This window comes from candidate division KSB1 bacterium (genome assembly GCA_034506395.1).
In the GTDB taxonomy this organism is placed as follows: Bacteria; Zhuqueibacterota; Zhuqueibacteria; order Thermofontimicrobiales; family Thermofontimicrobiaceae; genus Thermofontimicrobium.
Genome location: JAPDPQ010000013.1, coordinates 39,884 through 62,359, shown reverse-complemented (window position 1 = coordinate 62,359; position 22,476 = coordinate 39,884). Strand labels below are relative to the sequence as shown.

The following is a 22,476-nucleotide window of genomic DNA, read 5'->3' as shown; positions in this document are numbered from 1 at the left end:
GCTTTGTCCAGTTGAAAATTTGATGAAGCTGAAAGCGCTTGCCAGATGATGCGGATTTGCACCAGGAGTGGGCAAAGCAATGCTATGATAAAATTAAATCAGAAAACTCAATTATGTCTTACGAATTTTTCATTGCAAAACGATATTTTCGTTCCAAGCGCCGAACTGGTTTTATTTCGTTGATCAACTATTTTTCCATCGCTGGGGTCACGATTGGAGTGGCTGCGTTGATCATTGTGCTATCGGTGATGAACGGTTTTGAGACTGAGGTCCGATCGCGGATCATCGGCTTCGATGCCCATATTCGGTTCCGGAGCTTTCATTATCGGGGCGTGGAGAACTATGAGAAGTTCATGGAGCAGCTCAAGACGTTCCAGCACGTCAAAGCCCTATCGCCGTATATTCAAGAACGGGCGATGGTGCTCAATGGCGATAATAAAGACCTGATCTTGGTGAAAGGAATTGATGTTGATCTGGCCAAAAAAGTATCAGACGTGGGGACCAAAATCATTTATGGAGAGCTGAATCTCGATACGGTTTTGGTCGCGGGGGAGAATCCTTTACCTGGGATCGTCCTTGGCAAGAGCCTTGCCATGAATTTGGACGTTAACCTCAATGATAAAATCTTTTTGGCCAGCTTTGTCAACACCAAGAATATTGCCATGCCCCAAGTGCCGCTGGTCAAAGCTTTTCGGGTGACCGGCTTATTCGAGACTGGCCTGTACGATTATGATCGCAATTTCGGATACGTATCGATCCCTGCCGGTCAGCAGCTCTTTCGCATGGATGGCAAGGTATCTGGCATCGAGATCATGTTAGATAAGATGAATTTGGAGCTACTGTCGTCCGTGGCTCAAAAGATCAGCAATACGTTTGGCTACCCGTACACTGCCGAGACGTGGTACGAACGGAATAAAAATTTATTTTCTTGGATGCAGATTGAAAAATGGGCCGCCTTTATTATCCTCAGCCTGATCATCATGGTCGCTGCGTTTAATATCATCAGCACGCTGATCATGGTGGTGATGGAAAAGAAACGGGAGATCGGCATCTTGAAGTCGATCGGCGCGACTTCGCAATCGGTGATGAAGATCTTTGTCTTTCAGGGGGTCATTTCTGGGGTGATTGGCACCATTCTGGGATGTTTGATCGGATATGTGCTATGCTGGTCGCAACTGCATTACCGCTGGTTCTCATTACCATCGGATATTTATTTCATCAATGCACTGCCAGTTGAGATGAAAGTTTTGGATTTTTTGATGATTTCTGCCGCCGGGATTTTGATCTGTTTTCTTGCGACCATTTATCCATCGCGAAGAGCAGCAAAGCTGGACCCGGTGCAGGCGATTAGATATGAGTAAACGATGAGAAATTTAAATCGGATCGTATTGACAGACAATCTCTATAAGAACTACTACCTGGATTCGCGGACGATCGAGGTGCTGAAGGGCATCGATCTGGAAATTTATGAAGGCGAAGTTGTTGCGATCATGGGCCCCTCAGGAGTGGGGAAGAGCACGTTGTTGCATATTTTGGGCGTGCTGGATCGTCCCACCAAGGGCCGTGTGTTGATTGACGGGATCGATATTTTTCAATATAACGATCAGCAGTTAGCTGCCTACCGAAATAGATCGGTGGGGTTTGTATTTCAGTTCCATCATTTATTACCGGAATTTTCTGCGCTGGAGAACGTGATGCTCCCTGGCCTGATCGCTGGGCTTGATAAGGTACTGGTTCGGAATCGTGCCATTGAGCTGCTGACTGAAGTTGGATTGGAGGAGCGATTGGACCATCGTCCTAACGAACTCTCGGGCGGTGAACAACAGCGGGTGGCGGTCGCTCGCGCCCTGATCAATTCGCCCAAATTGCTGTTGGCTGATGAGCCGTCAGGAAACCTGGACCGTCAGGCAGCCGAGTCGCTGCATCGCTTGTTTTGGGATTTGAATCACAAATTGCATCAAACCTTGATTATCGTTACCCATAATCAGGAGTTAGCAAATCAGGCCGATCGCGTGATCGAATTGTTCGATGGTCGGGTTCGATTCAATAAAAGCAAGGGTGATCGCTCATGATCTGTGAGATCTGCGGCATTCGCGAAGCAACTATCAAATTCACTCAGGTGGTGGATAAGACGAAAAAAGAGCTGAACCTCTGCAAAATATGCGCGGAGGAGAAAGGGCTTACCAATCCCCTGGTCGCATTTCCCAAGATCATCGGTGGTTTGATTTTGGGCATTGTGGGGGAATGGCCCGAAGCAATGCGACGGGAAACGCTCGACCTTAAATGTCGCCAATGCGAACTAACATGGCAGGAATTCCAGAGCGGCGGTCTGTTAGGTTGCAGCGAGTGCTATGAAAGTTTTGCTGAACCATTGAAAAATCTGCTGCGAAAGATGCATGGCAGCAATAAACACATTGGCAACCGGCCGGTGAGCCAGCGCCAACCCGGCACGGTTGAAGATATCGAGCGGCTTCGCAAAGAACTTGCTCGGGCCATCCAGAATGAAAATTATGAGCGAGCCGCGAAACTTCGGGATCGGATCCGAGACATAGAAGCCAATTTGTCTGGCTAAACCCATTGGGATTCGCTCATTGCACGCAAAGGAGAATCCTTTCCTTGGTTGACGGAGTGAGCATTTCTGATATGGCGAAACAATCCAACAAAATGAAGTTCAATTTGTCTGGTGTGAGCAGTTCTAGTACTGACCAGCTCATTGAGGCCAGCCTCCCAGAATCACCGCGCTGGTTGCTCGGTGACGGCCGGCATTCCGACCTGGTTATATCCTGTCGAATCCGCCTTGCGCGAAATCTCAAAGATTTCGGTTTCCCCAATCGCGCACCCTCCGAGAAATTAAATGAGATACTGGACATGATTGAACATTGTCTGGAACAAACCGAGGAACTGAGGGGTGCAGTTTTTGTTAGGCTGAGCGACTTAGAGGAGCTGGATCGTCAATTCCTGATGGAACGCCGGTTGATCAGCCCACAATTCATGAAACTGGAACGACCGTGTGGTTTGATCATCGGTCCAGATGAAATGATCAGCATCATGATCAATGAAGAGGATCACCTGCGCATCCAGGCGTTGCAATCGGGGCTGGAGCTGGAACGGACCTGGCAATTGGTGCGGCGCATCGATGATGCATTCGCCCGAACGCTGAACTTCGCCTATTCGGATCAATTCGGTTATCTCACAGCTTGTCCAACCAATACTGGGACTGGCATGAGGGTTTCGGTGTTCATCCACTTGTCTGCTCTCGCGCTTTCAGGCAGGATTGAGAAAATCGTTGGCGAAATCGCTCCAAGCGAGGTAGCGATCCGCGGGTTTTATGGCGAAGGAAGCGACATTTTGGGCAACATCTTTCAAATTTCGAATCAATTGACATTGGGTCGAACCGAACAATCGATCATGCGGCGCATCGAAAATATGACTGAACAATTGATCCAACTCGAGCAACAAGCCTCCCACGACCTATTGCAAGAAAACCCGTTGCTGGTTGAAGACAAGGTTTATCGGGCAATCGGCACAATAAAATATGCTAGAATGCTCAATTCTGTCGAAGCGGTGAATCTCTTATCGCTGATAAAATTGGGTTCATCTATGCGTTTGATCGATCCGATCGATCATCGGACATTTAATGAGTTGCTCGTGTTGATTCAACCCGCTCATTTACAGAAGCTGAATCATGCGACGCTGAGCGCTCAGGATCGAGATATTTTGAGAATAAAATTGATAAGAAAAAGATTGAATTTATAATTTTTTTTTTGTATTATAATAGCGGTGACATAAAAGCAATCACCCAATGAACAGAATTAAATTGACAAAGTTGTTATCGAGCTTTTTCAGGGAGATGTAACGGATGAAGAAAAATTTTTCCAGTCGTGTCCAAATAGTGATGCAATATGCACGAGAAGAGGCCTTACGGCTGGGTCATGATTATATAGGGACAGAACATTTATTATTAGGCCTAATACGAGAAGGCGAAGGGGTAGCGATTGAAATACTGAAGAACCTGGGGTGCGATATAGACGAGTTGAAGCGGTCAGTGGAGGATGCGGTCCGCACTACCGGCGACACCATGACGATCGGCGATATTCCATTGACAAAACGGGCCGAAAAGATTTTGAAAATGGCCTACATGGAAGCGGAACGCTATAAATCCGATGTCACTGGGACCGAACACCTGCTGCTAGCGCTGGTTCGAGAACGGGAGGGTGTTGCGGCTCAGGTGCTGTTGTCGTTCGACATCACTTATGACTTAGTCAGAGAGGAATTGGAGAATATTTTGCGGGGGACGCCGACGGTGCGAGAAGGGGGGCAAAAGCGTTCCAAGACCCCAGCCTTAGACCATTTTGGGCGTGATTTGACCGAGTTAGCCCGAAAGGGCGAATTAGACCCGATTATCGGCCGCGAAGAGGAGATCAGACGGGTGGCGCAGATCCTCAGCCGCCGGAAGAAAAATAATCCGGTTCTCATCGGTGAACCTGGGGTCGGCAAAACCGCAATCGCCGAAGGTCTGGCCATACGGATCGTCAATAAACAAGTGCCCCGAGTGCTCCATAATAAGCGGCTGGTCACCCTGGACCTGGGCGCGATCGTGGCTGGCACCAAATACCGCGGTCAATTTGAAGAGCGGATGAAAGCGATCATGAACGAGCTGATCCGCGTCAAAGATGTGATCCTGTTCATTGATGAGCTGCACACCATCGTCGGGGCTGGCAGTGCCTCTGGCTCGCTCGATGCATCGAATATGTTTAAGCCAGCTCTATCGCGAGGTGAGCTGCAATGCATCGGCGCTACCACGCTTGACGAATATCGCATGTACATCGAGAAAGATGGCGCGTTGGAGCGACGATTCCAGAAAATCATGGTCGATCCGCCCTCCGCTGAAGAGACGATAGCGATTCTGCACGGACTTAAAGATCGTTATGAGGCGCATCATCAGGTGAAGTACACCGACGCGGCCATTCAGGCAGCGGTTCGGCTTTCAGAGCGCTATATTACCGATAAATACCTGCCAGATAAAGCTATCGACGTGCTCGATGAGACCGGGGCGATGGTTCATTTGGCCAATATCGTAGTTCCCAAGGAAATTGTGGAATTGGAGGAGGAGATCAAGCGGATCCAGCAGAAAAAGGATGCGGTGATCAAGGCGCAAGAGTTCGAGCAAGCAGCCATCTATCGGGATCAGGAGAAGCGCCTGGCCCGAAAGCTGGAGGCTGCGCGCAAAGAATGGCAAGAGAGCGAAAATAAAGTGATCGCTACGGTCACCGAGCAGGACATCGCTGAGGTGGTCTCCATGATGACCGGCATCCCAGTCAAGAAAGTGGCGCAATCCGAATCAGAGCGATTGCTTGGGATGGAGAATGAACTCAAGAAACGGATCGTTGGGCAGGATGAAGTTATCGCCAAACTGAGTCGGGCGATTCAGCGGACTCGCGCTGGCCTCAAAGATCCGAATCGACCGATCGGCTCGTTCATCTTTCTGGGACCCACAGGCGTTGGCAAGACGCAATTGGCGAAAGAGCTGGCGGCTTACCTGTTCGAAAATGAGGATGCGCTGATCCGCATTGATATGTCCGAATACATGGAAAAATTTGCTGTGTCGCGGCTCATTGGAGCCCCTCCCGGTTATGTGGGGTATGAAGAGGGTGGTCAGCTCACTGAGAAGGTCCGACGCCATCCCTATTCTGTGGTATTGTTCGATGAAATCGAAAAAGCGCATCCCGATGTGTTCAATATCTTGCTTCAAATCTTGGATGAAGGCCGGATCACCGACAGTTTGGGACGACGGATCGACTTCAAAAACACGATCTTGATCATGACTTCTAACATTGGCGCTCGCCAAATTCGGCAAGGCGGCGGAATTGGTTTTGCGAAAGGCGATGAACAAGCTGATTATGAATCCATGAAAAATAGGATCATGGATGAAGTCAAACGGGTTTTCAATCCAGAGTTTCTTAATCGGGTTGATGAAATCGTGGTATTTCGCCATTTGAGCAAAGAGGATATGGTTAAGATTGTGGATATCGTGGTGGAGGAGATGCTCGAGAAAGTGGCGGATCGGGATATTCAAATCCAACTCACGAAGGGCGCCAAAGAATTCATAGCAGAGAAGGGATTTGACCCAGTATTTGGAGCGCGGCCGCTAAAGCGGACCATCCAGCGCTATATCGAAGACCCGATTGCAGAGGAGATCCTTCGCGGCAATTTCTCCGATGGAAGTCGAATTCAAGTCAGGAAAAAAGGGGACGCGCTGGATTTCATCGAGGTTGGCAAGCGAACCACCGAGCCCATTGACACCAATCCAGATGATATTGATGAGGTCGCCAATTAAAATGAGGCAATAAGACTTCGAGACCTTTGAGACCGGCTTGAAAAAGATTAATGAATTTTTGGGGCAGGAAAATCGATGGATCTGGGAATAAGCAGATAAATGTTTTCGCCATTCAATCCCAGCACCAAGGGTGCTGGGATTTTTTTATTTTACCAATTTGGATATCTGTTTGAATTCTGGTGTGCCAGCTTGTTCCAGCAGTTCGAACAGAACGGCTTCGGTAGTGGTCGGGATAACCCCGGCTTGAACCATTCGATCGATCGCGGCCTCGTGATCCAATTTTCGGCGCGACGAAATCGCATCAGTTACCAGATGGACCTGAAAGCCATGAGCCAACAGATCCAAGCATGTTTGCAAAACACAGACATGCGTTTCGATGCCGCAAACGGCCACTTGTTTTATCTGATGGGTGCGCAATTGCTCCATCAGCGGCTGAGCCATGCAACAACTATAGGTCATCTTCTCCACAATTGTCGATTGATTGATCAAATCTAAAATTGGCTTTTCGGTTGGCCCCAATCCCTTGCGATATTGTTCGGTTACGAAGATTGGCACATTTAAAATTTTTAAACCGCTGATCAATTTCGCAGTATTCTTCACAACGCGCTCTCGGTATTTCATCACTGCATTAATTCGCTCCTGAATATCAATTACCAATAAACCCGTTGTCCCTTTTGTTAAAACAGTCTCATGCCGTGTCATAATTCGTTCTCCCTTTTTGAGTTCACCAATCATTATCTTGCGATAACCATTTGCTTGTGCAACTGACAGCATTTACCTGGTTCGGGCTTGCAACAATTGTCTCTTTACGCAGGTTTTGGTCAATAATAAGAAACGCCCAAAACTGGGCGTTAGATTTTACAAACAATCAGAATAAAAAGCAAGGATTATTTTCAATCGTCTATCATGATTGAGGAAAATGCCTGGGCAAATAACGAGAAAATGAAACGGTTATCGGATCAAACCCAACGCCGGCAGGCTTTTGGGCTTTTCATGGGAGAATTTTAGGAATAGGCATTCCAAAATCACTTCTGGAGCCTGGTAATTGAGCTCTGCGTATAGCGGAGTAGTCCTTCGAAATGAGTTGACATCAATGCGAAGCTGATAGAGCCGTTCTTCTCCAAATTTGCAAATTACTACCCCATGATTGGGTGTCTCGCAGGTGAAAATCCCTTTGCCGAGGTAAATCCCAAAATATTCCGTTTCAGGATTAAGCTCATCGAATAGCGTCATTGAGTCGCCGAACATCAGCTCGTCGATGCTTCGGGGAAACATCGTGGCTTCGCTCTCGATATTCAGCACTTTTCTCAGCTTATTAAACTTGCGACGTTCCAAGGTTTTCAAAATCTGTTGAGCTTCTGCCATAACCTTGACGAATTCTGACGGATTCTGATCGGCGATCGGGGCGATATTGAAATCCTCTTTATAAGCATAACGCGTTACGATTCGGGTCCACACGGCTTTTTCAGATTCGATGGTGGGCACCGCTTCCAGATCCAAGATTTTGATCTCATAACGAGCCGCCTTTGGTTGGCCCTGAGTTGGGATATTCACGTACATCGAGTACTCGCGCATCAAATTATCGGGGCGCGGTGGTTGCGATTCCAGGATCGTATCCAGATCGTCTCGCAAACTCACCTTGCGGTTGCGAATGGATTGGATAATCGCACGATACACTGCGCGGATCGAATTTTGCTCAATATCATCCTCTTCATAAGCACAACCAAATGTCTGGATGAAATCGTGTTGCTTATAAACATCTTCTATCGGCTTCAACATAACAGAGAGCATGGTATCTAACAGCGTGGTGTAGCGCTGCGATTTCCAGCAATTGTCATAATTTGGGGATTGAGCCATCGAAGGCGATGGAATAAAAAAAAGCATCACCGCGATCCAAGGCATCAAATAGCTATGTTTTCGTTTCATACTTGTTCTTCCTTAAATCTCCTTCAGACAGAGATAGACCAATTTAATGAGTTCTGTTGGCACATCGGTTTCTGGGCTGAATTTTTCTGTAATTTCCTTCGCGATGATCCAGGAGAGCATCCAGCGGCTCCAGCAATTGTGGTAGTTTGGTGTCTCGATATGGGCGTTTAAAATTTCTGCGACCGTATTGGCAAATTTATTGCGGATCCAGGGGTCTTTGATGTTAAAGATTTCGTCGGCAGCGACTTTCTCGAGCGCCGAATTCACAATTTCCGCTAAGCGAATCACCTTTTCCATGTAAAGCCGTTTATCTTTGCTGCTCCCCGCTTTCGCAAAGACAAGGTCTTTTCCATTTCCTGAGACGCTTGATCGTTGATCGGCTGCTAATCGAGCCAACCGTGGTTTCTGGCTTCCTGGGGATTCGTACATAATGAACCAATTGACCAACGGTTCCACATAGTAGTTATGCTGTTGATTGGCGCGGATGTAGAGCGCAGAAAGATAGACATGCCGCGATGAGCGCCCCTTGGTCTTTGACTTGATGAAGTAGGAGCCCTCTGGCAAAGCTAAAAAGGTGCTACTGCGACCGTCATTGACAAGGACTTTTTTGAAGGTGTCTTTTATGCGGTCTTCTGCCAACAGGTAAGTATACTTCATTTTATCCGATGGACTTGCCACACGCATGAACTCCATTTCATCGATGTCCAGATTGGTGGTGATTTTAAAATTCCGCAAATTGAGATTCACTTTCCCAAATGCATAAAGATCGCTGCCTTTGAAATCGATGACATCGATCAGGCGAGTGTATTCTTTTGCACCAACCAAAACTGGATTCGGGAGTTTTTTGAAGATCGCAGGGATCGCATCGCTTGATTCGAACATCGCCAACGCCTGGTAATAGTCATAACAGGCTTTTTCATAATATTCCAAATTGAGGGGTGCCTTTTCCAAATAGATCAATGCGCGATAGATGAGCGCCCGCGCTGCAATATCTCGAGGACGATCCAAATTCCCATAGCCAGAAAGCGACAGCGTCTCGTAGATTTCCAGCAATTGAGACACATAAATCGAAATGATATCTTCGAATGCACGCAATTCGGCAAGACTGGATTTTTTCTCATAATAGATTTTTTGATATTCTCGATAGGTGTTCTGAATATCATTTTCATACCGTTCCATTTGTGGAAGTAAAATCCGATCAAGCGATTGTCCATGAGCTGAAGCGATCAAATTCGCCATTAGCAATAACCAGAACCACCAGAACCTGCTGCGCATAATAAACCTTCTATTCGTTGATGTCCTGTAAAGAATTGAGCAAATTAAACGCTTTATTTTTATCGTCCAGAAGATCGGCCAATCGGGTATACATCTTCCGGCCGATCCAGACCTCGTAAGGTAATTTTTTGTTCATAATCGGAATGGAAGTGCCCTTATAGAGCTGGAGCGCATACTTGTAATCGGCTACCGCCTTGTTGAAATTCTCCTTGGCCTGCTTCGAGCGCTCCAAATAAGTCAGCGATCGAAAGATCAGGGCTCGCGCCGCAACCCCGCGATAGGTCTCCAGCGATGAACCCGCTAATCGTTCCATTGTGCTGTAAATTTCTAAAATCCGATCCACATATATCGATAACAAGTTTTCAAAGGCGATCATTTCAGCAAGATTGCGATCCTCTTGCTCCAAAAATTTCTGCATCTCATTATAACAACGAACTACATCGTTCTCATAATCCACCATTTGTTGTTCGAATTTGGTTTTGATCAAAGATTGCGCCATGTTCACAGAGCTGAATAACATTATCACTATCGCACTGGTCAAAATGATCTTTGCTTTCATGGTCAATATCCTCCTCCTTTGGTGGTATAAAACGATTTCTGGGACAGGGTTTTTATAATTGGCCGCAACCAATGTAGCACGGATTGCAGCCCAAATCGCTCGGCAATTTGCTGATAGACTTGGGCGAATTGCAATAGTTCTTTTGCGGTTTGCGGCGGAATTGGGCCATAGATCTGCTGCAATTGAATATGATTGATTTCCAACACTGCCTTCCAGGCTTTATCTACCATATCAACCGCAAATTTTTCATCACCGAGCTCGTACCCGACATCGGACAGTTTCAAATAAAGATCCTCATAGCCTTCCCATTGGAATTTCTGTTTCAACCCCCCCTGACCGTCAGGGACCAAAAGTTCTTCGCCGATGCGACGGGCGGTTAAAAACGAGTTCATGCGGTCTTTCGATGTCGTGATACTAAAATAGTAATCCACCAATCGAAATATCGCATTGCCATAGACCTTTTTGATCTCGTTTTCCAGCTCTCGAGGGATGTCAGAACGATGCTCCTGGAGAATGGTGTACGCTTGACTGGCTTTTTCCCGTGCATATTGGAGTTCTGTTTCCCTGCGACTATTGCGGCCCTCTTTTTCCATGTAGAGTGCCACCTTCGTGAGTTCTTTCAGCATCTCGGCCTTTCGTTGGGTGCTTTTCGCGAAGCGCAATGCCAGCTCTAAGTAGCCGCGGCAAATGCGATAGGTAGAATCATAGGGATTGGCTTTAAAGATCTGTTCTGCCTCAAAACCTCGGGCGCGCCATTCGTTGCCGCGGAGGTTGTATTCATCGTCGATGGCTCGTCGATAATAAACATTGAAAAAAATGCTATCCTCCCGCGCTAATGTTCGCTTCTGCGCAAGATCGCAGGCCAACCGAATCATAAAACTGGGGAAGCGACCCGTAGTAAGAGCACTGTCCGGCGGTGTAATCGATATCTCGACCGCCTGCTGAATGAATATTTTGAGCTTGTTCAACAAATCATTTGACACTGTCCATTCGTCCCTCGCGTAAATACCCAAAATCCCACGCCACGCATTCACCAGGCCATCCAGATCCCGACCGTTTTTCAACTTGATCGCTCGAAGCGATTGCATGTAGCCATAATTGAACGAGATTTCTGGATCACCATAGAGCTCATAGCTTTTCGTAAGCGAATTAATCGCTTCCTCCAGTTGATCCATGTTTTGTTCCTGAGTATAAATCCGGAACTCGGAGAATCCCTTGTACCGATAAACATTCTTCATGACATCGGTATATCGGCATTCGGCGTCGGGATAATTTTGCTCGCAGCGCTCGATGATCTGCTTGCATAAATTGACTACGGTGGCGAAATTGCCAGCCTCATATTCTTTGCGAACTTTATCATACAATGTTCGCACATCTTGCGTTAAGCCAATTGATACCGAGGTAATCCAATAAACGAACACAAGGGATAGACCAAATTTCTTCATTGCTGCACTCTCCAATTTTTATTAAAAAATGAAACGGCATTATTTGGGTGGAGAGGAATTGCTTCGCCATTTTTGCCACTGCTCCCCATCCTCACGATAATATTTTTGGCGGAGTGTTTCAAATTCCTTTTGTTCTTCAGATTTAAGCTTGCCTTTTTCTGCCAGATCAAGGGCTAACAAAATAATGAACCGCGCAAAGACCCCTTGATAATTTTTGTTGGGGACCGGTTCGGTATATCGCTCTGCAATGCGAATGAACAGCTTTATTTTATCGAGCAATTCTGCTGAAACCTGCCAGCCTTCCCGCGCATGGAGGCTTAATAGCGCCTCCCAAGCTGTGACCAGGCCCGACAAATCGGTGCGATTACCGATTCGGATCGCATTGAGGGCGATCAGGTAACCCTTCACAAATTGAACGTCTGGGTCTTTAAATAAATTGAAGCTAATGGTCAGCGATTCAATGGCATCGGTTAACCGCTTGGGATCCTGCTCAGCTTTGAAAAGCTCAAATTCCGTGAACCCTTTGTAGCGGTAAATATCCTTCATGATATTGGTATACCAGCATTCTGGTTCTGGTGCGGTTTCGCAACGCTGGATCACTTGTTTACATAAGTTGACCGTGCTATAGTAGCTCTTGTCATTAAAATAGGCCTTGATCCGTTCATATTGGTCTGCCACAGACTGGCACCAAACGACGCTGACAAACAGAAAGGATGTCGCTGTTATGAGCCAACCGCCCAGAATTTTGACTATCTTATGAGTTCGGTGCATCATTGCAATTCGCATCTATGATTGATTTATGCTCCCGCAGTCTGATCGTTTGGTGAAAAGCAACGTTCATTTTCCTAACTCTGCCGAATTTTCCGAGCAGCATTGATTTGATCGAATCTTGCAGGGCTTATTTGAAAGGCATATCTATTAAGGCTGTTATCTTTTCAACAAAATCATCTCCCCTCGAAAGCCAAGTTGCCCATCCGCTTCAGTGATCGATTGCGCCAGCAATTCCCTTCCAATCTATGGATTATTGGCTTAGCAATGGTCTAAATAGAACGCACCCCTTCGCTCGGTAATATTCACAGTTCTGGTTGGGGAGCACCATACGCGCATAGGAAATTAATTACGACACATTTCGGTCACAGCAATTCTTTATCAGCCTGTTGCTTCGCACAATATTGAATGAAATAATCGAAACTAGGGGCACGTTTCTTGATGGTTTAGAGCAAAGTTAATTGGATCAATGCATCCAATGCTTTTTGCAGTTCCAATATCTGCTGTTGAGGACGGTTACCAGTAACACGTATGACCACTTTTCCTCCTTTTGTCCAAAAGATCTCATGAATTACTCCATCAGAATAACTCAAAGTGATGATCAAACCATTGCCGCTTCGTTGCACATTCTCTGGAAGCTTCCCAAAGCGGTTCTTATCTAGACGATCAAGTGCGGCATTGATCTTGTTCCACAAACGATATTCGCTCGTCCCAATTGTCGATTCTGATTCCCTGAGAAGAAATTGGTTTCGATTGATTGGGATCAACTCCGCTTCAACCGGTTTCGTCTCCGCTGGTTTCGATGAAGTCTCCATTGAAAGGGGAGGGCTGTCTAAATTTGCCCCAGTGTCGACAAATTTTTTGCTGGTAGTCGCTGTGGTCGGATCAAAAGTCAAGCCTGCATCAGCATATCTGCCGATATTCGCGCGATTCGGCGCCAGATCTAGGGAGGCGCCTCGATCATCCATCCGATTTCGCATCATCATCGCATAATTGAAATTATCAAGCTGCGAGTTAGCAAGAAGATTATCCGTCGGTTTCACCTCTAATTCTAAGGTGACATCCTCCAATTCCTCTCGGAGCTGGTGAATATCGTTATGATTGTTTTTAATCACTACTGAATAATCAGTGATCATCTCTTGAACTGGAGGAGGGGGCGGCGGAGGCTCCTGTTTCGTCACCGGTATCTCTACCATTTCTAATGCAACCGTGACCAAATCTCGTTCTTTGTTCCGATCGTTGCGGCTAGGGAACAGTTGAAAAAATATGAGCGCAATCAACAGACTCAGTGCAAGTGACATTTCGATGCGCTTTGCGTAATTCGCGCTATGATCCGTGAGCTCTTTTTCATGGGTCTGTCTTGCAATGACAAATTCTTGGCGTCCAGCGAAAAAATCCTTAATGATCATCGGTATCCTTCTTGCCAAATACAATGTTGCCTTGTTAGATGTTTATGGGAAATTCTCAAATTCTGTGCCACTTGATTTGACACATTCAACCGTGTGATTCTAAAACAATTAATCTTTCAAATAGCCAATTGGCGCGATCAAACGACTGTTTCACAACGGAACAATGTATCCTTTGATTCAAAATGAAGGAGAAAAACATTATTTTTGTCTTGCTATTCGTGCAATTTTTAACTTAAAACTTGATTTTCAGATTTTTTTTTGTAAATTAGACCAGCGAATTTATGCCAAACTGATTCAATTTAATACAATCCACTGAAAAGAGAAAGCGGCCCGTTGAACCAATCGAACGAGTGATACTTGAATCCATCCAGAATGGCAAGCTTTGATCCAGGACCGGATAATTGCTTTTAATGGGAAATTTGGTTAGAGTTTCATAAGTTAAAAAGAATTCAAAATGAGTCGCTGGGCTAAATTAACCGAAACAAAAGCCCATCCCGAATTATTGGGACAAATAATGGGTTGGCACTGAAATTTCGATGGAAACGCAAGCTCTTTTTTGGATATTGGCAATTATCGTATTGCTACATGATTTTCTGTGTCAGCCAAATCGTTATCGATTTAGATTTATTGAAAAATTTCGAGGAAACGCTATTCTCCTTCCTTCAATTCCTTCGTAGCTCTTGGCCGTTTCAGGGGCAAATAAGGCTGTGCGATGTGATATTGAAACTTGATCCAGCCTTCCGAAACAAGAACTTGTGCCAGGCAAACAGAAGAACCACCCTTCTGCAATCAGAAAGGAAATAGTGGTTTCGTGAAATAATGAATTATTAATCGGATGAACTCCCATGAACCTGTTAAAAACGTCCCTTATTGGGCTATTTATATTTTTTTTCATCATTGTTATTGTTATTCCGATGGTATTTCTCATCTTTGGGATACAATCGCAACCGAGAGTCAAATCGGGTAGTACGCTGTCGCACGAAGATGTCGCGCGGGTGAAAATGTTTTTGCAAGAGAATGATCCCAGAAATTTGAAGCCAGGTGAATTGAGGCGCACAGTGATCTCTTGTCGCGATTTAAACCTCTTGTTGAGTTATGGTCTGGTTCAATCTAAAAATCGACAAAAAGCATTGGGCCAGGTCCGCTTTTTTGATAATCAAATGCAGGCTGATATCACATATCAATTACCAGAGAATTTTTTGGGAAAATATCTCAATTGTTCGATCTTTCTGGAGCCAAAAGATGGCCAATTAGAGATTCGACGGCTTGTCATCGGCAGCCTCACAATCCCGCGTTGGGTGGTCCGGTCTATTCTGATTTTTTCTGATTGGTTGCTGAGGAAAGATGCTCGGTACCAAATGGTTAATGAGCTATCAAATTCGATAAAATTTGTCGCCATAGAAAATGAAGAGCTCGTTGTGCATTATTTTTGGCGGCCAGAGCTGTTTCGAAAGCTGCGAAGCCGGGGGGAGGCTTATTTGTTGACCGCTGATGAAAAGGAGCGGCTGAGACTTTATGCGGAGCAACTTGCCCGGGCATCAAAACCATTGAATGGTCAATCGGCATCGTTAATACATTTCTTTGTCCCATTGTTCAATTTTGCCCAGCAACGTGCCCAGAAAGGAAATAATCCCATAGACGAACATCGCGCTTTGATTTTCAATTTAGCAGCGTTCTCGATCGGTCGCGATATGAGCAAATTGATCGGATCGAAGGATGGCAAGGGCTTTCCGCGAGCAAGCAGGGTTAGGTTGACGCTTTTGGGACGCAATGATCTTGCCAAACATTTTTTAGTATCGGCAGCGATCACGGTTTCGGGAGGCACGGGACTGGCGAATTTGGCTGGTGTTTTTAAAGAATTGGATGACTCCCGCTATGGCAGCGGATTCAGTTTTGCTGATCTTGCAGCCGATCGGGCTGGTGTCCGATTCGGCGAAATGGCCAGCGGTTCGCTCCAATCGGCCAGGCTCCTATTGGAACGAATGACGATGCCCCTTGACGAAAGCGATTTTATGCCAGCTATCGAAAATCTCCCGGAGGGTATTCAAGAACTGGCATTTAAGCGCACGTATCGCGACTTGGAGAGCGAAACATATCGGGAAATAGAAGCGGAGATCGATCGTCGCATTGCCTCCTGTCGGATATATCGACAATGATCTGGGCGACAACAGCGATTCGGTCTTACCGCACTGCAATTTCATCTGAAACCGATTGAAAAGACAGACGATCAGATAGCCAGGATGTAGTTGTCTGCGAGTCTTTGAAACTGCACGATTTGGGATTGCACCCAATCCTGAGTTCTACCCAGGTGCTGAGCCATGATTTCGGCAACGGCGGGTGCGATCTCCCGGCTGGCACGGGCATCCAGCAGCAAAGCACGGGTGCGTCGCGATAAAAAGTCTTCTACAGTTCTCGCCATCTCATGCCGTATTGCCCAAATTACCTCGCCATATCGAATCGGTAGCTTTGGATGGAGCTGCCGGCGATAAATTGGTTTTTCCTGGAGAAGGTCTTGAATGGCTGGCGCATCGGAACCATAGACGGCAAGCTCACCGAATTGTTCTGGGTGACGATGGTAGCCATGAATTTGAAGCGTTTTTGTGATGCATGGCTGGGCATCCAATCTGGCTAAAATTTCAGCCTGGTCGATGGTATCCTCAGCCATCTTCCGGTAAGTGGTCCATTTGCCACCAGCAATTGTCACTAATCCAGAGCGAGAGATGATAAGCGTGTGATCGCGGGACAATGCCGCAGTGTTCTCCTGATCGGCGCGTCCAATCAACGGACGCAGCCCAGCAAAGACGCTGAGCACATCCTGAGGCGATGGATCTTTGGTCAGATATCGGGCGGTGTGTGACAGCAGGAATGTCACTTCTTCTGGCAATGGGCGCGGTTCTATCGAAATTTCGCTTACTGGTGTATCGGTTGTACCAACAATGACCCGATCGCGCCACGGGATTGCAAACAATACCCGACCATCATCCGTGTGCGGGACCATGATTGCGCTGTTTCCTGGAAGGAACGACTGGTCCAGCACGATATGAATACCCTGGCTGGGACGGATCAATGCTGGCGCATCAGGATCATCCATGCGTCGGATCGTATCGCTGAATACACCAGTGGCATTGATCACTACCTTGGCTTTGATCTGATGCGTGATACCAGTCTCAAGGTCAGTGGCAATAACGCCATTTATCATTTGGTTTGCTCGAATTAAAGCTGTCACTTTCATGTAATTGATGACCGTCGCCCCTTGTTCGACTGCAGTTTCGGCCATATTGATGATCAAGCGCGCATCATCGAATTGTCCATCGTAATAGATCACCCCGCCGCGTAACCCAGCAGTTTCGATGGTTGGAAGCCGCTGAATGGTTTCTTCGCGAGATAGCATTTTTGAAGGCCCAAAGCCATGTTTGCCTGCGAGAATGTCATACAACTTCAGGCCAATGCCATAAAAGGGACCCTCCCACCAATCGTAATTTGGCACAATGAACGGCAGATTATGCACCAGATGGGGGGCGTTCTGCCGCAGGATTCCGCGCTCCTTTAGTGCCTCTAACACAAACGAAATATTTCCCTGTTGCAAATAGCGAACCCCTCCGTGGATCAATTTGGTGCTGCGACTGGACGTGCCTTGCCCAAAATCAGCCTGCTCCAAAAGCAGCGTTCGATAGCCGCGCGAAGCCGCATCGATCGCCGCACCGATGCCTGTTGCGCCTCCACCGATGATGGCGATATCCCATTCCCCGCGAAACAGTTCCAGCCGAGCGATCATATCCTCGCGTCGCATGATTCCCTCATCTATTTCTTTTGAAAAAACCGATAATCTTTGTCAGTGCAAAATTCAATTGATCGGACAACCAAATCATATATTGACTCCGGCCATAATTGAGAAATTCGTGCACCACCTGGGCAAACTGAGGGGCACGAAGATATCCATAGATTTTGTGGGGATTTTTTCTCCCTTTGTAAACATAATTATTGAACACGATCTTGTCAACCACATGAACGCCGCGACTGTTGGGTCGGTAGTCATCACCAAGGTTATAATTCAGTGTCACGCGATCCCTCAGATCCGAAAAATTGTACCAGAATCTCATGACATTTTCTGGCGTCTGAAGTTTGGCGCGCCTCACCAGACGGCCCTTCATTTCAGATGCCACCTTGGCGATGATGATTGGCATTCCCAAGGGCGATCCCACTGTCACCAATGTATCAATAGCCACATCTGGAGCCGTCTGGCTTAAGACATCATAGGCGATGATGGAGCCCATGGAATGGCCGATGAGCATGATCCTTTGCTTGCGATGGCGCCGAAGCACTTGTGCCAACCGCTGACGGATGACTTCTCTCAGCAATTGCTCCTGCCCATTGATGGTAATAGTGGTCGATGAATAATAGGCATCCAGGTCTTTGAAGAAACTCCGCATGATGAAATCGGTTACTGCAACAAAATGAATGGAAAGATTCTTTTTTAAAAAGAGCTTATCAAGTTGACGTTCCAAATAATCCAAAAATCGCTGTCTGACCCGACTTGGTGTTCTAACCTCATTTGGATTGCCTGGCGTATAAGGCTCTTTGAGAAATCTCGGATGTCGCGGATCTGTGATCTTTGGATCGCATGGTTCATGGAGCAAATCTGCCCAATAGACAAGCTTGAACCGAAACCACAAGCGCGGGTGCCCCAGCGCCGATAGTCCCTCTTGAATTGATCTTTTCCACCATTTTTCTAAGATCGGTTCCGCTGGCTTTTTCCCCAGTCCGTGAATGCCAATAATAATCTTCGACAAGCCATTCTCCCCATTAGTTACCAATAAGTTTCTCTTATATGATCTGAAATGTTTTATCCCATTGAGCAAAAAACAAAATCCTCTCACAGCGTTGGCGCCGATTGCTCATCCCTAAAAACAGATCGAAGCTTTGATTTCTCTGCTCAGCCGTTTGAAAGTGCCTAATTCAGCGTGATGATCCGCCTCAAAATTATTTTATAGCAATTTTTGGGCATTGTTCCCATGATGAAGTTGATCATGCCAACCTCAGGTAATGTTGCAGCTCATCAATTGTTGAGCAAGCCAATAAGCGCGGTCACTGGTGATGCCATCGACACCTGCAGCGATTAAATCCTTGGCCGCCTCCAGCTCATTCACAACCCAGACATAAAGCGTCAGACCAGCCGATTTAACCTGCAAAATGAAGCTGGCATCGATGGTTTTCCAATATGATATATCCAGCCCATCCAGATGAGCGAGAACAGCTCGATCAATGAGGCGCTGCAGTTCTGAGCGCCAATTTGCGAGCCAGTCAAAATAGCGAATGTCTCTGACCCAGAAAATTTTGAGTTCTGAAAATAGTTTTTTAGCTTGAGCCATCACTCCCAGATCGAAACCGATGAGCTGGATTTGCTCAGAGGAGAGATCGGTCTCATCCAATTCTCGGCGAAGAGGTTTTAGAATTGCTGGTCCCGACTTGATTTCGATGAGGAGCTTTTTGGACACGGGCACGGTTGATAGCACTTCCCTTAGGGTCGGGATCCGCTCATGTTCCCATTGGCTACCCCGATAGCTTCCAGCGTCAAGGCGCTTCAACTCGGCTAAGCTTAGGTTCCGAACGCGTCGAAATTGGCCGTCCAATCTGCCAGTATGGGAATCATGGATCACCACAATGTGATGATCTCGCGAAAGATGAACATCAATTTCGACGGCATCGACATTCCGTTGCCATGCCAGGTTGATGGCAGCGAGGGTATTTTCGGGAGCATCATAGGATTCTCCGCGGTGTGCAATAAATAGCAATGACGTCCCTTCCAATTTCATTTTAATGGGTAAAAATTGAGCTGCAATTGCAATTCCATCCATGGTAAATTCCACAGAATGGATTTCATCTCAATAAAGTCATCTTTTTGGATTTTGTTTTGCCGTCCGCCTCCATCCGATAAAAATAGATGCCAGCCGAGACAATTCGATTGGCGCTATCCGTTGCGTCCCAAAGCACAGCATAATGTCCGGCCTTTTCTAATTCATCTACCAGAGTTTTGACCAACTGTCCTCTAACATTAAAAATGCGCAGAATGACGCGAGCTTCGGCTGCCAGATCATATTCGATCCAGGTGGTTGAGTTAAATGGATTGGGATAGTTTTGCGCTAAAGAAAATGAACGTCGGAAGAAGTTGCTGTCTGCGGGTGACGCATCGGTGGTCAATCCCTTGATGCAAAAATTGGCGGTGTGATCCCAACTAGGGTCTTCAAAATGATAATCGAATAGATCCATCCAGCGACCCGCAGCCAGATAATAGCTTTCTCCGGGATGAGCGGCAGAAATAACGATCGTGTTCTGTCGTGATGCGCCTAACAGCACAGGAACTTCGGAAGTGCGGTCGATTGGCTGGCCGCCATGAGAGAGCTTGAGGTAAATGAAAAAATCGTCGAGGGCGATCAGCGGGATCGGTTGCTCCAAATCAATAGTATGGAATCCGCAATATGGGATGACACCGCTGACGCTCGCCAGCTCATCGATCAAATTGCCGTTTCTAAAACGATCGAAGACTTTAATTGTGTACGTAACTTGATCGGCAGCAGTAAAAAAACTCACCGATTTGAGCCATTGGTTTCCAGTAGCTGAAAAAGCATTGAATGCCTCACTGATGTCAGTTAGTGTGCTGCGCCAACCGTGATAATCATGGTAATAGATATGATCGTAGGTCATGGGTTCCACATGTTGGAACGAGATGGCACCCATTTCGGAGTGAACGCCGCAATGTTTGTCGTAATAAGAGATCCAAAAATAGCCGCTGTTGCCCCAGTTCTCTCCCCAACTATTCTTGCAAAGCCAAGCTCCGGGGCGTTCGAACTGGGTCTGTTTTTGATCATCCCAACCCACGATGGCGATGGCGTGATTGGGGTCCAAATCGCTGGAAGTGGGTTGATAATGGGTATAACCCAGATTATAATCGATGAAATTTCCGTTGTAGCACATACATGTACCGAGCACGCCGTGCGTCATAATGGCTGTTTTCATCCTGTCTTTGCAAACGTAACTGGAATTCGGAGTGTACCATTCGATATCCCGCACATAAAAGTAATGGTAGCTATCGCTTCGGCGCGCCGGAGGCTTGTCGAACGATTGGCCATCGATATCGCGCACTGCACCTTCGCCGCGGGATAGGTAAGCAGCCGTGATCCGATAATCGCCCCCGTAATGGACCTGCAAGCCAGCGCCGTAAGGCGGAACGAGATCGTCATTATTATGCTCGTTGAAGCCATTCCACCAATCGAGATGGTACTCGGCAAGATTTGGTTCATCCTGCTCACCAGCAGCCGACCAAACGCCAGTCATCAGCAGATTTCCCTCGATTGCTGCCATTGCACCATGCGTCCAACAGGTTCCCCCGCGTTGGTTCTTTACGCTGGTGACGTAATTTTTTCCATCCACATTGCGCAGATCAAACGATCTGGGAAGCGATTGGGGATAAGAGACCGAAAGTAGGAGCGCGATCCAAATCATGCAAATAGTCAGTATCTTTCGCATTTCAGATCCTCCCCAGTTAGGTAGCGATTGATTTCTCCAAAATTGATGATTCAGTGTCTTTCTAAACGGCGCACAGCAGAACGAAGAAACCCTATTTTCCACAGAATTGAACAATCAAACAAATTTCTCCCCGCCAAATCGCAGGATAGGATAAGAGGTTAGCCTATTTTTCAGCACTCTGTCACATTTAGAATGATGAAAGTCTTTTACATGTTTATCGCGTTAGCCGTTCAACTGGATCAGGCAATGGGAAGTGCCTCTGGTTTTGATCGATTGAGGTGATCGAGGACCCGCTCAAAAGCAATTTTGAACCAGACCGTGTAATGATCGGGATGAAGCGCAATATCGCGCCGAAGCTCCGACATGTCTGTCCATCTGTAATCTTCGGCCTCCTCAGCGTTGAGCTGAATTGGTCCATCGTATTGCCCGATGAACACGTGATCGAATTCATGCTCGGTTAAACCGTGATCGAATTCCGCTTGATAGATAAAATGGAATGCGTGCTGCAACTCGGTATCAAAGCCCATTTCTTCCCGGAGGCGACGATGTGCTGCATCCATCAGGTCCTCACCGGGCCGTGGATGGCTGCAGGTGGCATTCGTCCACAGGCAGCCGGAATGATATTTTTCACAAGCCCGTTTCTGTAACAACATTTGTCCCTTGGAATTGTAGATAAAAATCGAAAAAGCGCGATGCAATTTGGCTTCCTCATGCGCTTTGATCTTCTCTTCGATCCCAATTTCACGATCATTCTCATCGACTAAGATCACATACTCTTTCATATCTATATCCCGCCTTTTATCATTGCCCATTTTTTAATTCGATTCTAGGATGAATTTTTAACAACATCAAATTGGATATTTTGCCAAAAGGCTTTTCAAAGTTTCTTTTCTGCTCATATGTTCAAATTCGTGCTTGGTTTCCAAAGTTCCTTTAGGATTCAAAGATGTTCAATTTTAGAAGTCCAAAGATCGATATGGTTATGAAGTTTAATACGACCATTTGGCTGATGAATAAGGTCTTCCGATCCATTTAATCGAACTTTGGTCATTTATAGCTATCAGAAATGAAATTGCCTAAAACAAAGTGAATTGGCTTCTTGTTTTGAAAATTTACGAAGAATGGGATTAATTAAGGTATAGCTTTCAAAAATCCTTCAAGAAAATATGAAATGAGGTGCTAAACAATTCGTAATGGCGCATGAGTATTTGAAGTGCCATTGAAGTGCCCATT

General features: G+C 46.4%; 18 protein-coding genes. 6 read left to right on the top strand and 12 right to left on the bottom strand.

Annotation, left to right across the window (positions count from 1 at the left end; genetic code table 11):
- Positions 1-113: 113 nt before the first annotated feature.
- The 5 genes from ONB37_10395 (at position 114) to ONB37_10375 (ending at position 6,337) form a co-directional block, all read left to right on the top strand.
- Positions 114-1,361: a lipoprotein-releasing ABC transporter permease subunit gene (locus tag ONB37_10395; protein MDZ7400562.1), complete on the top strand. Its 1,248-nt coding sequence runs from the start codon at positions 114-116 to the stop codon at positions 1,359-1,361.
- 3 nt (positions 1,362-1,364) lie between these two features.
- Positions 1,365-2,072, top strand: a complete 708-nt coding sequence (locus ONB37_10390; protein ID MDZ7400561.1) for an ABC transporter ATP-binding protein — start codon at positions 1,365-1,367, stop codon at positions 2,070-2,072.
- Complete coding sequence (locus ONB37_10385) at positions 2,069-2,572, top strand: UvrB/UvrC motif-containing protein (GenBank protein ID MDZ7400560.1); 504 nt, start codon at positions 2,069-2,071, stop codon at positions 2,570-2,572. The genes ONB37_10390 and ONB37_10385 overlap by 4 nt, the downstream gene beginning before the upstream one ends.
- Before the next feature lie 71 nt (positions 2,573-2,643).
- Entirely contained in the window at positions 2,644-3,756 is a 1,113-nt protein-coding gene (locus ONB37_10380; protein MDZ7400559.1) for a protein arginine kinase, read from the top strand.
- 103 nt (positions 3,757-3,859) lie between these two features.
- Positions 3,860-6,337 (top strand): ATP-dependent Clp protease ATP-binding subunit, encoded by a 2,478-nt coding sequence (locus tag ONB37_10375; GenBank protein MDZ7400558.1) that lies wholly within the window; start codon positions 3,860-3,862, stop codon positions 6,335-6,337.
- 144 nt (positions 6,338-6,481) lie between these two features.
- On the opposite strand, the gene ONB37_10370 is transcribed toward ONB37_10375, so the two are convergent.
- The 7 genes from ONB37_10370 to ONB37_10340 all read right to left on the bottom strand — a co-directional run bounded on the left by ONB37_10370 (position 6,482) and on the right by ONB37_10340 (position 13,719).
- Positions 6,482-7,039: a hydrolase gene (locus ONB37_10370; GenBank protein ID MDZ7400557.1), complete on the bottom strand. Its 558-nt coding sequence runs from the start codon at positions 7,037-7,039 to the stop codon at positions 6,482-6,484.
- Positions 7,040-7,288: 249 nt separating this feature from the next.
- The gene (locus ONB37_10365; GenBank protein MDZ7400556.1) at positions 7,289-8,263 is read right to left on the bottom strand and encodes a hypothetical protein; all 975 of its coding nucleotides are present in this window, start codon (positions 8,261-8,263) and stop codon (positions 7,289-7,291) included.
- A gap of 12 nt (positions 8,264-8,275) precedes the next feature.
- Positions 8,276-9,538 carry a hypothetical protein gene (locus tag ONB37_10360; GenBank protein ID MDZ7400555.1) on the bottom strand — a complete coding sequence of 421 codons (1,263 nt, stop codon included), beginning with the start codon at positions 9,536-9,538 and terminating at the stop codon, positions 8,276-8,278.
- Positions 9,539-9,548: 10 nt separating this feature from the next.
- Complete coding sequence (locus ONB37_10355; protein ID MDZ7400554.1) at positions 9,549-10,097, bottom strand: hypothetical protein; 549 nt, start codon at positions 10,095-10,097, stop codon at positions 9,549-9,551.
- Between the two features lie 2 nt (positions 10,098-10,099).
- Positions 10,100-11,542: a hypothetical protein gene (locus ONB37_10350; protein MDZ7400553.1), complete on the bottom strand. Its 1,443-nt coding sequence runs from the start codon at positions 11,540-11,542 to the stop codon at positions 10,100-10,102.
- 39 nt (positions 11,543-11,581) lie between these two features.
- Positions 11,582-12,316: a hypothetical protein gene (locus tag ONB37_10345; protein ID MDZ7400552.1), complete on the bottom strand. Its 735-nt coding sequence runs from the start codon at positions 12,314-12,316 to the stop codon at positions 11,582-11,584.
- A gap of 440 nt (positions 12,317-12,756) precedes the next feature.
- The gene (locus ONB37_10340) at positions 12,757-13,719 is read right to left on the bottom strand and encodes a hypothetical protein (protein MDZ7400551.1); all 963 of its coding nucleotides are present in this window, start codon (positions 13,717-13,719) and stop codon (positions 12,757-12,759) included.
- 845 nt (positions 13,720-14,564) lie between these two features.
- Between ONB37_10340 and ONB37_10335 the strand changes: the two genes are divergently transcribed.
- Positions 14,565-15,875 carry a hypothetical protein gene (locus tag ONB37_10335; protein ID MDZ7400550.1) on the top strand — a complete coding sequence of 437 codons (1,311 nt, stop codon included), beginning with the start codon at positions 14,565-14,567 and terminating at the stop codon, positions 15,873-15,875.
- A 71-nt stretch (positions 15,876-15,946) separates the two neighbouring features.
- On the opposite strand, the gene ONB37_10330 is transcribed toward ONB37_10335, so the two are convergent.
- The 5 genes from ONB37_10330 to idi form a co-directional block, all read right to left on the bottom strand.
- Positions 15,947-17,509 carry a glycerol-3-phosphate dehydrogenase/oxidase gene (locus ONB37_10330; protein MDZ7400549.1) on the bottom strand — a complete coding sequence of 521 codons (1,563 nt, stop codon included), beginning with the start codon at positions 17,507-17,509 and terminating at the stop codon, positions 15,947-15,949.
- A gap of 7 nt (positions 17,510-17,516) precedes the next feature.
- A complete protein-coding gene (locus tag ONB37_10325) occupies positions 17,517-18,509 on the bottom strand; it encodes a GPI inositol-deacylase (protein MDZ7400548.1) in 993 nt (330 codons plus the stop codon).
- Between the two features lie 246 nt (positions 18,510-18,755).
- Positions 18,756-19,574 carry a glycerophosphodiester phosphodiesterase family protein gene (locus ONB37_10320; GenBank protein MDZ7400547.1) on the bottom strand — a complete coding sequence of 273 codons (819 nt, stop codon included), beginning with the start codon at positions 19,572-19,574 and terminating at the stop codon, positions 18,756-18,758.
- A 22-nt stretch (positions 19,575-19,596) separates the two neighbouring features.
- Entirely contained in the window at positions 19,597-21,243 is a 1,647-nt protein-coding gene (locus ONB37_10315; GenBank protein ID MDZ7400546.1) for a lectin like domain-containing protein, read from the bottom strand.
- A gap of 239 nt (positions 21,244-21,482) precedes the next feature.
- Positions 21,483-22,025, bottom strand: a complete 543-nt coding sequence (idi, locus tag ONB37_10310) for an isopentenyl-diphosphate Delta-isomerase (GenBank protein ID MDZ7400545.1) — start codon at positions 22,023-22,025, stop codon at positions 21,483-21,485.
- Positions 22,026-22,476: the final 451 nt, after the last annotated feature.

Bases quoted from the DNA above. Each gene is read 5' to 3' on its own strand.
- ONB37_10395 (MDZ7400562.1), top strand. From the start codon at position 114: ATGTCTTACGAATTTTTCATTGCAAAACGATATTTTCGTTCCAAGCGC.
- ONB37_10390 (MDZ7400561.1), top strand. From the start codon at position 1,365: ATGAGAAATTTAAATCGGATCGTATTGACAGACAATCTCTATAAGAAC.
- ONB37_10385 (MDZ7400560.1), top strand. From the start codon at position 2,069: ATGATCTGTGAGATCTGCGGCATTCGCGAAGCAACTATCAAATTCACT.
- ONB37_10380 (MDZ7400559.1), top strand. From the start codon at position 2,644: ATGGCGAAACAATCCAACAAAATGAAGTTCAATTTGTCTGGTGTGAGC.
- ONB37_10375 (MDZ7400558.1), top strand. From the start codon at position 3,860: ATGAAGAAAAATTTTTCCAGTCGTGTCCAAATAGTGATGCAATATGCA.
- ONB37_10370 (MDZ7400557.1), bottom strand. From the start codon at position 7,039: ATGACACGGCATGAGACTGTTTTAACAAAAGGGACAACGGGTTTATTG.
- ONB37_10365 (MDZ7400556.1), bottom strand. From the start codon at position 8,263: ATGAAACGAAAACATAGCTATTTGATGCCTTGGATCGCGGTGATGCTT.
- ONB37_10360 (MDZ7400555.1), bottom strand. From the start codon at position 9,538: ATGCGCAGCAGGTTCTGGTGGTTCTGGTTATTGCTAATGGCGAATTTG.
- ONB37_10355 (MDZ7400554.1), bottom strand. From the start codon at position 10,097: ATGAAAGCAAAGATCATTTTGACCAGTGCGATAGTGATAATGTTATTC.
- ONB37_10350 (MDZ7400553.1), bottom strand. From the start codon at position 11,542: ATGAAGAAATTTGGTCTATCCCTTGTGTTCGTTTATTGGATTACCTCG.
- ONB37_10345 (MDZ7400552.1), bottom strand. From the start codon at position 12,316: ATGATGCACCGAACTCATAAGATAGTCAAAATTCTGGGCGGTTGGCTC.
- ONB37_10340 (MDZ7400551.1), bottom strand. From the start codon at position 13,719: ATGATCATTAAGGATTTTTTCGCTGGACGCCAAGAATTTGTCATTGCA.
- ONB37_10335 (MDZ7400550.1), top strand. From the start codon at position 14,565: ATGAACCTGTTAAAAACGTCCCTTATTGGGCTATTTATATTTTTTTTC.
- ONB37_10330 (MDZ7400549.1), bottom strand. From the start codon at position 17,509: ATGCGACGCGAGGATATGATCGCTCGGCTGGAACTGTTTCGCGGGGAA.
- ONB37_10320 (MDZ7400547.1), bottom strand. From the start codon at position 19,574: ATGGATGGAATTGCAATTGCAGCTCAATTTTTACCCATTAAAATGAAA.
- ONB37_10315 (MDZ7400546.1), bottom strand. From the start codon at position 21,243: ATGCGAAAGATACTGACTATTTGCATGATTTGGATCGCGCTCCTACTT.
- idi (MDZ7400545.1), bottom strand. From the start codon at position 22,025: ATGAAAGAGTATGTGATCTTAGTCGATGAGAATGATCGTGAAATTGGG.